A 13,171-nucleotide genomic window follows, 5' to 3' on the forward strand; every position below is an offset into this window, starting at 1 on the left:
AGATGCCCGCGGATGAAGGCGGATATTTGCGGTTAATAATTACTTGAAGGCTGCACGCAACTGACTGAGGACTTTTTTGTATTTTGCAATACGTTGAAAATCTGCCTCTGTGGGATTGGCGATGCGACGCAGATCGAGGTTATGAGTAACATCAGCGATTTTGACTCGCAGTGCGATCGGGTTGGCAATCACACGTTCTAAATAAGCTGGATAAGCTTCTCCTTCTATTTTGGTAATCGCCTGGATCGCCGAGACGATAACTTCTGGAAAACCTTCGCTTCTAAGTTGCTCAAGTGTAAGTTCAGAATCTTCGACCGCATCGTGTAGAACCGCTACGATTTTTTGCTCTATAGAATTTACATTTTCCATCACAAATAGCGGATGATCGAGATAGGGATTGCCTGCCTTATCGACCTGCCCCTCATGAGCTTTTGCTGCGATCGCGATCGCTCGTTTAAGTAATAATTCGTACTCGTAATTCGTATTTGACAACATAGTAAAGAAGTCCTTTATTAAAGTTTCAGTCCCCTCGCGGGGAAAGCGTAGGGTGGGAATTTTTATTTTAAATATTCCTGCAACAATTTCCAAGCCATGTGAGTACCTTCCCCGGCGTTGACTTTTTCAAAGTCTACATCTTTTCTCAAAACTACCAAACCCACACCTTCTTTGATTTCTATTTTTTCACAATCGCTCACTCTCGCCAAAAAAAGGTGGTTTTTTTGTAAAACTTTTCTATCATTTTGAGTCTTTTGGTGAGTAAAAGTTGTGATAAATTCCATTGTGTAATAATTGATTGTGAGGCAAGTTTCTTCCTCCAATTCTCGCACGGCTGCCTGCTGTGGACTTTCTCCAATGTCCACGCCACCACCAAAAGTAGAAAGCATTCCTTGACTGGCAATACCGGGAATATTATCTCGCAGTTGTGCCGCAATCTGACCGTTGGGGAGCATGAGAAAAATGCGAACTATTGACTGAGGAATATTCATCTTATCGAGGGAATAACAAAACTCAAAAAAGTGGATCTAGAGTTTTCTAATTTGAATCCAAATTTTCCTAATCCAATTGTACACCGCAGCATACAAAGCCCGCACTTTATTGACAAAAGTTTGCCAAATATCACCTTCCCTTACCTCAGAAACTTCTTCGATTTCTACGGGCAGCGGCGGCATCCCGACTACTTCATAGAGCGGATATTCGCCGCTTTTTCCCGGAATTTCAACTAATATGCACCGATCGACGATCGCCAATTCCTTCACTTCCTGATAAGTATCCTCGGAAATCAATAAACTTGTTCCTACTTGCTTGTTCGCAGCTTCAATCCGGCTGGCAAAATTCACCGCATCTCCGATTGCCGTCACCGTCTGATTTTTCGACGCCCCCAAATTCCCCACAACCACCAAACCGCAGTGGATGCCAATCCCAATCCGCAACGGGTGACGGTATAAAGTCTCAAAATAGGGATTGAGTTTCTCTAGTTCCTCCAGCATCTCCACCCCAGCCCTCACCGCTTGTTCCGCCGCCTTGTCGGGATTTTCCAACCCAAACAGCGCCATAAAACCATCTCCCATGTAATTATTAATCATGCCACCATTCCGGTTGATTACATAACCCATTCTTTGGAAATAGCGATTTAAAACATAGATTACGTCGTAGGGTAACAGCGATTCTGCAAAAGGCGTAAATCCTCGAATATCCGCAAACAAAATTGCAATTTTCTTCTCTTGACCCACAGGAGTAGAAATCAACTTTCCGGCCATTTCGTCGTTAAATGATTCCAAGTCTTCAGAATCGATCGCCAATCGGCGCAAAATCACCTTGCCGCCAGCAATCTGCGTCTGACAAGCCAGCCTAATTTCGGGCTCTAAACGCAATTTTTTGGCAAGTTCCTCCTCCGGCGAAGTGCGCGGAGAGCAAAATTCCAAACCTTCGACAATCAATACCCGGCAAGTCGAACATCGGGCGCTACCGCCGCAGATGTGGGTGTGGGGAATGTCGGCACGCAGAGAAGCTTCGAGAATTATATCGTCGTCGTCTATCTCGATCGTGCGATCGTCCGGCAGATAGTGAATCTGTGGCATACGTGGCGCGTTTAGCTAATTAGCGAGGAATCTCGCGGACATCTGTTATTGCAGCGAACCTTTATGCAAACCCGGTTTCTCGGCATTTTTTCTGTATCCCCTGATTCCTTAACTATAAGTCGCGATCGGCATTTTCTTCTCGTTGCGTCAGCTCAAGCGCCCAACTGACACCAGTTTAAAAAAAGAAAGCAACTTTACGCAAGAGTCGAACTCTTAGCTGATCATTCATCCTCAATTCTAAAATCTAAAATGGTATAACTGAGCACTAAAACCCATCGCACCGTGAAAGTACCCCCATTCAAGCTGTGGAGTTAATCTAAAATCTAAAATCTAAAATCTAAAATAGACTTACATAATTCTTAATAAATTTCCTATCGCCCAACCCCTATAAATCCGTTATAAAATCCCCTTCAACCGCCATCTATTTTAGGATTTTGCAGAGTTTTGCTGTGCAACCCTTACTTGGCAATAGTTTTAGCTTTTTGGCTCTATAACCACCAGCCAATTTTCGTGAGATAGAATAGCAGCATCTTTAAAACCACTATAACCATGACTTCATCAACAGCCCTACAAAACATCGAAAACCACATTCCCATCGTGGGAAATATCCATACCAAAAGTCCGATCGCCTACGGAGCAACCAGGCTCGCAGTCAGTGCAGTTAACGCTGCCCACATGGCAGTAGCAGAGTCTTATATCAATGGATTAGAAGTCCCTGATTCTGTATTGCGATCGCTTTTTGATACCTGTATGCCCGTATTATTTCGGTACTTTCCCTCTCTGCTTATGGCCTACGAATGGGTACTGACAGAAACAGACCGCACCGCCGAAGGGTCCCGGGATTTAATGAAAATTCACTACGACTTGCCTCAAGCAATGCTGAATTCGATGTTAGGCGACGGCAAACTCATTTATCCTAAATACACCATGGGGTTGTGGGAAAAAGGAGCGGTCAACCTTGAACAATCGCAAATGCAGATGATTGATGATGTGATTGAGAAGCTAGACATTCAGGATGGCGATCGCATTTTAGACTTTGGTTGCGGTTGGGGTTGCGTTCCCAATTACATTCTTTCCAAATTCCCCAATGTCCAGTTTACTGGCATTAACCTCAGCCACAACCAATGCGAGTATATGCGTCAGAAGATGCAAGACCCCGAAAGCTACCTCAGTTCCGGTCGATTTACCCTATATGAAGGCGATTTGAACGACGCCAACTTCGAGACAAAATTTGACAAAATTCTCTCCATCGGAGTTTTTGAGCATGTAGGCAATTTAACGAAGGGTTTCCAAAAGCTTGCCTCTTTCCTGAAGGATAACGGCAAAGTTTTCATTCACATTATCACAGTCCGCATTCCCAACAATATGTCCAGCCCTTTCCTCCACAAATACATTTTCCCCCACGGTCGTATCTGGAAATACGATGCCGTTGCCAGCCACAACAAAGACCTCAAAACGATAAAAAACTGGTATCTCAACGGATACAATTACTCTACAACCTTAGTTAATTGGCTGAAAAATTTTGATGATTCTCAGGCAATAGTCAAAGATTTAGACTACGGCATGGACTATGGCAAATTTCGTCGCATCTGGCGGTTTTTCTTGATTTGGGCGGAAACTCTTTTCGCGAGTTGCGATGGTGAATATATCGGCAACGGCCAATATTTAATGGTTCGTGCATAACCGCTAATCAGTAGACAAAGCTCAAAAAGCTCAACAACAGAACACCCCGAACCCCGACATCTCAAAGAAGTCGGGGTTCTTGAGTGCGAGCTACTTATCGGGAGAATGAAACGTTTCAACTTAGATTTAGGGCGATCGAGAAGTGTTGCCTTCTTTTGAGGAATTTTTCTGAGTTTAAAAAAATCCGGAATAAGATTATTGCTCGGTGAATAAGACCTATATCAAGCGTGAGCCTGCACAATACTTTTTAAACTCCCTCCTCGATCGGTAGCGATGATGTCCGATATTTTACTACAAAAAGAGAGTTGATTTATACAATGGTAGACAATATGAAACCTTCTCTTCCTCAAGACGACCCGAACCAAGAACAGCGCAAAGATTCCTTGAATCGTCAGCAACAAGCTTATCAGTTTGACTATGAGTGTTTATCACCTTTGGCATTATTGAAAAATGTGCCGGCAGTCGAGAACTTTTCGAGCAAGTATCTTGCAGAACGGCTATTAGCAACATCGGAACTTCCAGCAAATATGCTGGCAGCCGATTCGAGAACTTTTCTCGATCCCCTCGACGAACTCCAAGACTATGAAGACTTTTTTACTTGGCTGCCGCTACCTGGAGTTGCCAAAATTTACCAAACCGATCGCTCTTTTGCAGAACAGCGCCTGTCTGGAGCAAATCCGATGGTGCTTCGCCTGCTAGATGCCAGCGATCCTCGGGCAGAAACGCTGAGGGGTCTTTCCAGTTTGCACCCATTATTCGATCTGCGCCAAGAGTTGCAGGACAAAAACATTTACATTGCCGATTACACAGGTACTGACGAACACTATCGCGCGCCTGCTCTGGTTGGAGGCGGAACCTATGAAAAAGGCAGAAAATACTTGCCGAAACCACGGGCTTTTTTCGCTTGGCGGTGGACGGGAGTCCGCGATCGCGGTGAAATGACACCTATTGCCATTCAACTAGATCCGACGCCCGGTAGCCATGTCTATACCCCATTCGATCCTCCTGTCGATTGGCTGTTTGCGAAGCTCTGCGTGCAAGTAGCAGATGCCAATCACCATGAAATGAACTCGCATTTAGGTCGAACTCATCTGGTGATGGAACCAATCGCGATCGTCACCGCCCGACAGTTGGCTAAAAATCACCCGCTTAGCCTGCTGCTGAAACCGCACTTTCGCTTTATGTTGACCAACAACGATCTGGCGCGTTCTCACTTGATCGCTCCCGGCGGGCCCGTCGATGAATTGCTAGGCGGCACCTTGGCTGAGACAATGGAACTGACTAGAGAGGCGTGCAGTACGTGGAGTCTCGATCAATTTGCCTTGCCCGCTGAACTGAAAAATCGGGGAATGGATGACCCCAATCAACTGCCTCACTATCCTTACCGAGATGATGGATTGCTGCTGTGGGATGCGATTGAAACCTTTGTATCGGGCTATCTTAGATTCTTTTACCCGACAGAGATCGCGATCGCGCAGGATATAGAACTGCAAACCTGGGCTAAAGAATTAGCGTCTGATAACGGCGGTAAAGTCAAAGGAATGCCAGACCACATCGACACAGTTGAACAATTAATTGCAATTGTCACAACTGTAATTTTTACCTGCGGCCCGCAGCATTCAGCACTCAATTTTCCCCAGTATGACTACATGAGTTTTGCCGCCAATATGCCCTTGGCCGCCTACCGGGACATTCCTAGAATTACTGCTTCGGGTACTCTAGAAGTGATTACGGAAAAGGATATTTTACGGTTACTTCCTCCGTACAAACGAGCGGCTGACCAACTGCAAATTCTGTTTATTTTGTCAGCTTATCGGTATGACCGTTTAGGTTATTACGATAAATCTTTCCGAGAACTCTACCGGATGAGTTTCGACGAAGTTTTTGCGGGAACGCCGATCCAACTTTTAGCCAGACAGTTCCAGCAAAATTTGAATATGGCAGAACAAAAGATTGATGCCAACAATCAAAAACGAGTCATTCCTTATTTTGCTCTCAAGCCTTCGTTGGTGCTAAATAGTATCAGTATGTAGAATTAAAAATTCAGCAGGATATCTCAAAGTAAGGTGTGCAGTACACACCTTACTCTGTATTGGTCGTTAGCGTCGGTTTTTAGTTGTAGTCTGGGGGAAACTTGTGAGCGTAACGGGTGTATTTAGCTAGATCAAAGGTGTTACACCAAAATTATCAAGAGGGCAATTTACCGAAGTTTTCCCTAAATAATCAGTTAAGGTGACTTCATCTTTGTAATGCCGAGGAGTTTGCATTAACAATTGCCAAGCTTCACCAGCATCAAGTAAATTCATCCGCCCGGGATAGTGAGTTTGGAGCAACTCTTGAACCAAAGGGTAATAGTCTGAGTTAAGACTAGGGAAAATATGATGCTCCGTGTGATAGGAAAAATTGAAATGCAACAAATCAACTATTTTGGGAACCCGTATTGAAAGACTATTAATCAGCGGGTCATTAACACTCGTCATCCGACAAATCAGGTGATTTGTGTAGATATAAAACATTGCAACTGTATGACCGATTGCTAAGGGTAGCAAGTACCCAAGAACGATTTTTAGCGGATGAAACTCTAAATAGAATAAAATGCTAAAATGCAGGCATAAAACCGCAAACAACTCAAGAGCAATTTTCAATCTATCTTTCTGACTGACTGTGAATGCAGCGGGCACATAATCCACAATTTTATTATTAAACAATAGGCTCGACGAGAGGTGGCAAAATTGATGAAATAACCACGATGCTGGAAGTCCTACTATTAATAACCAAGATGGATTATCAATCGCTGGCGCAAAGAAATTATGAATCCATTTTCCCCAACTATTCGGCTGCTTGTCAAGGTAATTGCGATCCGGATCTTCTAGATAATTTGTTTGACTGTGATGTACAATGTTATGAACATATTTCCACTGAGTTGAAGGCATAAACATCATTGCAAACCCTATAAAACTAATTATATGATAAGTCATACGAGACTTTTTATTGACGCTACCGTGCATGAAGTCATGCGCGAAAAATCCCATAGTTACGATACTATTACCCATACTTAAAGCTAAAGGTAAATAAAGCCATAGAAGATAGATGGGCCACTGATCTAGACGAGCGGCAATTCCCCAACCCAGTAGCAAAATGACCATATTAATGAACAGTATAACCAACTTACTAGAATCTGGTTTAAAGGCTTCTGATGGCAGGAGTGGGCGCAATTTCTTAGCGTATACCGAGTGGTGAATTAGCGTTTCTTCGCCTAAAGTCGGCGTTGGCGTCTTGTCTAGAGTATTGAGTGATTTTTCTGATTTCATGTGAGCGCTAAGAGTATTTTCATGTGACTTAATAAGTTTCTAAATTTAATTAGAGTCCGTACCCGATTTTAGATTGAACCCACATAAATCCGGCGGCTTATTGTTAGGATGCAGAGATTTTATCGGTCTCCACTGCGGCTATCCGGGAGCTTGCGATCAAATTGCTTTAGATCAAGGCTGCCTGATTGTTCTACCCAGATATTATTGTATCCTATAAAAAGATTTTTGGAACAAATATTAAAGGCTTACGCATCGACGATAGTCTCCCACTTTTCAGTTTGGTTTAATCTCAATAAGCTGTTACCCATTTAAATTGGAAATTAGGGGCAGGCTAGAAGCCCGTCCCACAAGAGTTTGATTGATTTTTGACATACAGTTTAAATGTAGAACAGCTTAACCAATCCTAAATAGCCTCTAAGATTAAAAAAGTCCGTTTCCCTGAACAATTTCTTTAATTGTCGTCAGCGTATCTAACCCGATCAATCCCCGGCGATAACCTTTTTGGTTGGACATTCCCAAAAATATCGCATCTCCCCGATTTTGATAACGCCAAAACCGAGGTGAGGCATTAATAAAAGTTGAGGCGCTGTTAACATCCAGAGCAAATTGGCGACTTTCTAAGTAAGATTCAGTGGCGATGCAGTCAGCGTGACCACTGCTGTAGCGGTTGATCCAGCCGATCGCAATCTCTAAACTATCGACAACTTTAAACGCTATGGTTTTGTTTAAATACGGTTGAGTCCACTCGTATGGTTCCGCCAGCTTCAAGTCGGGGAAATCTGCAACAAGATCCGCATCGGCGCTAATTTGAAAGCCTTTTTCTTTTAAACTGTTCCACAGCCTGACTAAGGAAGAAGGCTTTTGGTTGCGATCGATGAGCACTTTCTCGATCGCATTAACAGGATCGGGCACGCTTTGATGGCTGTCCAAAATCATCCACCTTGCCATCTCCAAACTGCCAGTCGGTGACCAATAAAGGTAACAATTTCCCATTGCCGACCTCAGAACTGGTGCTGTGCACAACCTTACCACCTGCTGCACCAAACTTGGTCGGCCGTAAGGAATAATTAAATTGAGATATTGGTCTTGAGTGACCAATTCTCTGATCGAAGCGCCCCGATCCGGTGGTAGTACCTGCAAACATCCCGAAGGCAAACCGACCTCATCGATCGCCGACACCAAAGCTTCTCCAATTACTGTATTAGTTTGCCAGCTTTCGCTGCCGCCTTTAAGAATCAAACTGTTAGCACTTTTGAGAGACAAACCTGCCGCGATCGCCCCCAACTCTGGAAACGCCTCGTAAATTAGAGCGATCGCCCCCAGGGGTAGCGACTGACAGTAAACCTGACAGCGATCGACCTGATAAGAAGCATTGATCACCCTGCCGATCGGATCTGGCATTTCCCCCAACCGTTCCAGAATTTGCACAGTTGTCTTGATCCGTTCCGGCGTCAGCTTCAGCCACTCCACAATCAAGTCGGGAATCGCCATGTCCCGACTCGCTTCTAGATCCAGAGTATTTGCTTCTAAAATGTCATTTTGCCGCCGTTTCAGCGAGCCCGCCATCGCCTGCAAAGCAGCCGCGCGATCGGCACTCTTTGTCGTAGCCAACTCCAAAGAAGCTTGATAAGCGCGACGCGCGACATTTGCGGCATCTGATGAATGGGTAAAATCCTCTATTATCATCTAGCTAACGCCTATAAGCCAGCCATACCATCAGCGCCGGCAGCATTGCTAGCAGCACGGCGACCATTGCCCACAGAATAATATTCGGGCCCGGCGAGTGCAGCGCCAAGGGCAACCAAATCACTAGCGGCACCAATATCATACCCAAAGCCAGTGGCAAGTAATGGGCCTTCAAACCCGGATGCGCTCTGTTCCACTGGTTCCCTGTCCACCGCCAAGCCTGCTTGTAAGGATAGTTCGTTGATAGTTGCTCAATCACGTATCCACTTTCGTCCAATACAAATATTTGTTGACAGCGGTTGCAGCCAAAGGCTTCTGTCAACGTTATGGGAACTAGACGACCCCGGCGTCGGCAAGGACAGGGGTACTCATCGTTTAAGTCAATCTTTGGAGCTTTTTGAGATGGCACTAGCGATCGGATAAAAAAAGCGTTTTTGCAAAAATAATCGTTAACATATCCACTTAATCAAACTTGTCAATTCCGCCCTAGCGAGGCTTTCAACTGCCTATTCCGAGGTATCGCCCAATCGGCAATTTTGACTTGCAAGTTCTGCATTCAATATTACCACTAACTTAGGTATTTTCAACCATCCTTAGGAGTAGACCGAAAAATTTCTTGATTTACTTTCCGGTTTTCTTGATTTTTTATCTTCTAAAGCGGGTGACGCGATTCGAACGCGCGACATTCACCTTGGCAAGGTGACGCTCTACCACTGAGCTACACCCGCATTTCCTGCGGTATTAACAATATTGTCTCACTTCCCGAAATTTGTCAAGTCTTTTTAGTAATTTTTTTTCACAAACCCAGTAAACCCCTCTCAAACCCAGTCCCCACCTGAACTTTCAGCAGCCAGATTCTTAACCAAATCAGTAATTGTGAAAATTGACCGCCATCGGCCAACTGCAAAGCTACAATCAAGCTGGAATTGTGGGAGAACACTGTCATGTCAGATTTAAATCGCGGAATCATGAAGTTCAAGGGAGCTGACAGTCCTATAGCGATCGCCATTTCGGCGATTGTCATTGCCGGCGGAATCGGCTTCTTGATCTGGTGGGCGCTGCAATCAGCCTACACCTTTAGCTAACAGACTACGCAAACGTAAAACTTATAAGACCTTGCTCAGAAGGCAGAATTTAAGAAAAATTCTGTCTTTTGCATTTTTTTGCCCTCAGACAGCACTTGCCAAACAGTCGTAGGATGCTTATCTTGATTTTGATGACTCTTGCATTCTCGTAACTCACCTATATGCGATCGCTTGTCTTGACGATAGCTCTTCTTTGTTTAGCCACCCCCGCTGTTGCCACAACCTGCGAGGAAAGCTTTCAAAAAAAAGGCGACTTTTTCAATGGTGCAGCCTTTTCTGCGCGCGTTCAGGTTGAGGGGTTATCAATAGAAAGAGCCTTTTCGCAATTGCGACCCATTTTAGCCCGCGAGGGTATCAAGACTGTCAGCACCGATGTGAACCTGGGTGTCATGAAAGCGGAAAATCCCGCAACAGCATTTCAGCGTGCTTTGCCGATCGATGTATTTGCCTCACAGGATGGCAATCTATTAAATGTCGAGATGATCTTTACCATTCCGAGTGGGGTGGGTGCAAGCAGGGATACCGTGAAAAAATATTTGTGTGGTGCGCTAAATCAATTATTGCCCAAAAGTAAGTAAACCCGCCCCGACGAAAATATTATGGTCGATCGGACACGATCTGAAATATCGTTGCGCGCGATCGATCTGCTTCCTTACCAGAAAGAATTGGTTTAAAGCCGGAATCCTTTCAGGGAGAAATTAAAAGAAGACTATTCATTACTCCAATCCTCGGACTTCCAGGTAGAGGTCTCTATCAACTGTCAACTGTCAACTGAATGAAGATGCCCGACTCACAATAAATAATATCTATTGACCTCTCCAATGATTATTGTGGAACAGGCATCCTGCCTGTTAAAGACCTGCTTTTCTGGAGAGGTCTATTCCTCATCAGCGAGGGTGGTGATCGCGCAAAAACCTCGATCGCCTTCAAAAGCCGGCTGATCTGCTTCAACTTATCCCCAGAGAGTTCCCATATCGACTACTTTTGTAGTACACTTGTAATCAGAGCGCCAGGAGCGCGCAGTTATCAGACTCAAGTGTTTGCAAGGGTTGTATCGCAAAAAGAATTATGGCAAGCTTTCAGGACATCTTCAAATACTACAGTCGCTACTGGAAAATCTCCGTTTACAGCATAGGCGCATCCAGCGTTTTGGCACTAGCCGATTTGCTTGTTCCCTACGCGATCGGTCAAATATTAAACGTATTGTCGGGTCAACCTACAGATACAGTAACGCAAAAACTCATAACAGCGATCGCCTCTGTTACCCAGCACTCACCCAACAAAATATTATCGCTATCCGTCTTGCTGGGCATAATTTTTCTGGTAACAGTCGCAAAAGCACCCGTACAGCCTTGGGTGGCAAATTGGTTCCACTGGGCGATACCATTGAGGGCGAGGCGCGATCGAATGAGAAGTGCGATCGGCAAAATCCTCACCTTACCCCTAGAATTCTACGACGAAAACAACGCCGGACGGATTGCCAGCCGTATCGCCAAAGGCATCGCCAACCATACTTGGACTTACCCAGAAATTGCCGGCGAATTCATCCCCGAAGTCGTCCGCTTAATCGGCATTTTTGCCGTTATCTGCTTAATTGAGTGGCGGATTGGCTTATTAATTTTGGTTTCATTCCTATTTATCCTCAGTTTCACCCTCAAAGGCCTGCAAGGGGTGACTGCGCGGGAAGAAATTCTGGATGAATACATCGAAGATACCGAAAGCCGCAACTCGGAAATTATCACCAACATCAAAACAGTCAAAGCTTTTGCGACAGAAAGCGATGAACTCAAAAGGCAAACAACCAGACTCGATCGCGAATTAAAAGTCGTGATCAACCGCATTCACAAAGGATACGTCACCCTGGGGACATACCAGCAGACGATCGTCCAGTTGTGTTTGTTTTCAGTTCTCGGTTTTAGTCTAGCAGCCACGGTTGCAGGCAAAATTTCCCTCGGATATTTTGTTACCGTGTACACCCTGGCAAGCATGGCCTATTCCCAACTGCGTCCGATTAGCATTATCGCTGAATTATTGGCGCGGCGTTATTCTTCAATGATCCGGTTCCACGAGTTTATGCAAACGCCAGACGGTGTTGATGCGGTCAATTTAGCAGAAAATGCTCGATCGGCGTCGCCTTATAAATTTACCGGCAAAGTTGAATTCAGCGGTTTGACCTTCGGGTACGACAGTCAAAAACCCGTTTTGCAGGATGTGAATTTATTGATTCATCCCCGTCAAACTGTAGCATTAGTCGGGCGATCGGGTTCCGGGAAATCGACTTTAGTTAAACTTCTGTTTCGCTACTTTGAACCCAACTCCGGCCGCATTCTGATCGACGGCGAAGACATTCGCAGCTTAGACGTGACTCGCTACCGCCAGCGTTTAGCCATTGTCCACCAAGAAGTAGACGTTTTTAACGGTACTTTGCTGGAAAATTTGACTTACGGAAACAGAAATGCAACTTTCGAGCAAGTTGAAGATGCTTGTCGCATTGCCAAAGTAGACGATTTTGTGCGGCTGTTGCCCCAAGGTTACTATACCGTTGTCGGGGAGAGAGGAATGCGGTTGTCCGGCGGTCAGCGGCAGCGGTTGGGGATTGCGAGGGCGCTGTTGGTGGAGCCGGATGTGTTAATTTTTGATGAGGCTACTTCTAGTTTGGACTATGAGTCGGAGCGATCGATCCAGCTAGCCATGCAGAATATTCTCGGTACCCGCACCACCATAATTATTGCCCACAGACTGAGTACAATTCGCGAAGCCGATACGATCGTCGTACTCGACGGCGGTAGAATCGTCGAAGTTGGCAGCCACGAAGAACTTTTGAGTCAACAAGGCATTTACCGCCGCCTCCACTCCCTGCAAGAAACCGGGGAATTAGTGAATTAGGGATTTCCTCTCAGTCTAGACTTAGGGTGCTCCGGGCGGGCACCCAGCCTAGACTTAGCAATGCACACCTTAAATAGTGTTCAATTTTTCATTCTGCCACTAACTTACTTATGTGTTCTCAAGTGAATCATTAGAGTTTTAAATATAATGTTGCAAATAAAGATTCTGGTGCTAGGATTTATAACTGTGATAGAAATGGGTCGATGCCCGAGTGGTTAATGGGGGCGGACTGTAAATCCGCTGGCTACGCCTACGCTAGTTCAAATCTAGCTCGGCCCACCTCAATTTAATAAAAAGTTAAAATTTAAGAATTAAAAATTAATTTTTTAATTGGAGGTTCTTAATTTTTTATGCCCGTGTAACTCAGTGGTAGAGTACCTCCTTGGTAAGGAGGAAGTCACGAGTTCAAATCTCGTCACGGGCTTGCTATTCTCTGCTATAT

At 44.9% G+C, this 13,171-nt stretch carries 11 protein-coding genes and 3 tRNA genes; 6 read left to right on the forward strand and 8 right to left on the reverse strand.

Annotated elements, in window-relative coordinates; genetic code table 11:
• Positions 1–39 precede the first annotated feature (39 nt).
• The 3 genes from QUB77_RS25685 to QUB77_RS25695 form a co-directional block, all read right to left on the reverse strand.
• Entirely contained in the window at positions 40–495 is a 456-nt protein-coding gene (locus QUB77_RS25685) for an HD domain-containing protein (RefSeq protein WP_333178689.1), read from the reverse strand.
• Between the two features lie 62 nt (positions 496–557).
• A complete protein-coding gene (locus tag QUB77_RS25690; protein ID WP_333178687.1) occupies positions 558–986 on the reverse strand; it encodes an NUDIX domain-containing protein in 429 nt (142 codons plus the stop codon).
• A gap of 36 nt (positions 987–1,022) precedes the next feature.
• Entirely contained in the window at positions 1,023–2,078 is a 1,056-nt protein-coding gene (locus QUB77_RS25695) for an adenylate/guanylate cyclase domain-containing protein (RefSeq protein ID WP_333178683.1), read from the reverse strand.
• A 549-nt stretch (positions 2,079–2,627) separates the two neighbouring features.
• On the opposite strand from QUB77_RS25695, the gene QUB77_RS25700 reads away from it, so the two are divergent.
• Complete coding sequence (locus QUB77_RS25700) at positions 2,628–3,761, forward strand: class I SAM-dependent methyltransferase (RefSeq protein WP_333178680.1); 1,134 nt, start codon at positions 2,628–2,630, stop codon at positions 3,759–3,761.
• Between the two features lie 329 nt (positions 3,762–4,090).
• Positions 4,091–5,794, forward strand: coding sequence for a lipoxygenase family protein (locus QUB77_RS25705; RefSeq protein WP_333178677.1), 1,704 nt, complete (start codon positions 4,091–4,093; stop codon positions 5,792–5,794).
• Between the two features lie 126 nt (positions 5,795–5,920).
• Here the strand turns inward: QUB77_RS25705 and QUB77_RS25710 are convergent, their stop codons facing one another.
• The 5 genes from QUB77_RS25710 to QUB77_RS25730 all read right to left on the reverse strand — a co-directional run bounded on the left by QUB77_RS25710 (position 5,921) and on the right by QUB77_RS25730 (position 9,782).
• On the reverse strand, positions 5,921–7,072 hold the full coding sequence (locus QUB77_RS25710) for a fatty acid desaturase (protein ID WP_333178675.1): 1,152 nt from the start codon (positions 7,070–7,072) through the stop codon (positions 5,921–5,923).
• A 420-nt stretch (positions 7,073–7,492) separates the two neighbouring features.
• Positions 7,493–8,758, reverse strand: a complete 1,266-nt coding sequence (locus QUB77_RS25715; protein WP_333178673.1) for a glutamate-5-semialdehyde dehydrogenase — start codon at positions 8,756–8,758, stop codon at positions 7,493–7,495.
• 4 nt (positions 8,759–8,762) lie between these two features.
• Positions 8,763–9,167 (reverse strand): hypothetical protein, encoded by a 405-nt coding sequence (locus QUB77_RS25720; RefSeq protein WP_039888086.1) that lies wholly within the window; start codon positions 9,165–9,167, stop codon positions 8,763–8,765.
• A 247-nt stretch (positions 9,168–9,414) separates the two neighbouring features.
• Positions 9,415–9,486 (reverse strand) — tRNA-Gly (locus QUB77_RS25725).
• A gap of 68 nt (positions 9,487–9,554) precedes the next feature.
• A complete protein-coding gene (locus tag QUB77_RS25730) occupies positions 9,555–9,782 on the reverse strand; it encodes a hypothetical protein (RefSeq protein ID WP_333178723.1) in 228 nt (75 codons plus the stop codon).
• A gap of 222 nt (positions 9,783–10,004) precedes the next feature.
• On the opposite strand from QUB77_RS25730, the gene QUB77_RS25735 reads away from it, so the two are divergent.
• The 4 genes from QUB77_RS25735 to QUB77_RS25750 all read left to right on the forward strand — a co-directional run bounded on the left by QUB77_RS25735 (position 10,005) and on the right by QUB77_RS25750 (position 13,153).
• Positions 10,005–10,421, forward strand: coding sequence for a hypothetical protein (locus QUB77_RS25735; RefSeq protein ID WP_333178670.1), 417 nt, complete (start codon positions 10,005–10,007; stop codon positions 10,419–10,421).
• Positions 10,422–10,911: 490 nt separating this feature from the next.
• Positions 10,912–12,729: an ABC transporter ATP-binding protein gene (locus QUB77_RS25740; protein WP_333178667.1), complete on the forward strand. Its 1,818-nt coding sequence runs from the start codon at positions 10,912–10,914 to the stop codon at positions 12,727–12,729.
• 197 nt (positions 12,730–12,926) lie between these two features.
• Positions 12,927–13,008 (forward strand) — tRNA-Tyr (locus tag QUB77_RS25745).
• Positions 13,009–13,081: 73 nt separating this feature from the next.
• Positions 13,082–13,153 (forward strand) — tRNA-Thr (locus tag QUB77_RS25750).
• The last annotated feature ends 18 nt before the right edge of the window (positions 13,154–13,171 follow it).

The sequence above is a fragment of the Microcoleus sp. AT9b-C3 genome (assembly GCF_036705485.1).
Lineage (GTDB): Bacteria > Cyanobacteriota > Cyanobacteriia > Cyanobacteriales > Microcoleaceae > Microcoleus.

Coding starts and splice junctions, on each gene's coding strand:
- QUB77_RS25685 (WP_333178689.1), bottom strand. CDS start 495: ATGTTGTCAAATACGAATTACGAGTACGAATTATTACTTAAACGAGCG.
- QUB77_RS25690 (WP_333178687.1), bottom strand. CDS start 986: ATGAATATTCCTCAGTCAATAGTTCGCATTTTTCTCATGCTCCCCAAC.
- QUB77_RS25695 (WP_333178683.1), bottom strand. CDS start 2,078: ATGCCACAGATTCACTATCTGCCGGACGATCGCACGATCGAGATAGAC.
- QUB77_RS25700 (WP_333178680.1), top strand. CDS start 2,628: ATGACTTCATCAACAGCCCTACAAAACATCGAAAACCACATTCCCATC.
- QUB77_RS25705 (WP_333178677.1), top strand. CDS start 4,091: ATGAAACCTTCTCTTCCTCAAGACGACCCGAACCAAGAACAGCGCAAA.
- QUB77_RS25710 (WP_333178675.1), bottom strand. CDS start 7,072: ATGAAATCAGAAAAATCACTCAATACTCTAGACAAGACGCCAACGCCG.
- QUB77_RS25715 (WP_333178673.1), bottom strand. CDS start 8,758: ATGATAATAGAGGATTTTACCCATTCATCAGATGCCGCAAATGTCGCG.
- QUB77_RS25730 (WP_333178723.1), bottom strand. CDS start 9,782: ATGACAATCGCCGAAATGGCGATCGCTATAGGACTGTCAGCTCCCTTG.
- QUB77_RS25735 (WP_333178670.1), top strand. CDS start 10,005: ATGCGATCGCTTGTCTTGACGATAGCTCTTCTTTGTTTAGCCACCCCC.
- QUB77_RS25740 (WP_333178667.1), top strand. CDS start 10,912: ATGGCAAGCTTTCAGGACATCTTCAAATACTACAGTCGCTACTGGAAA.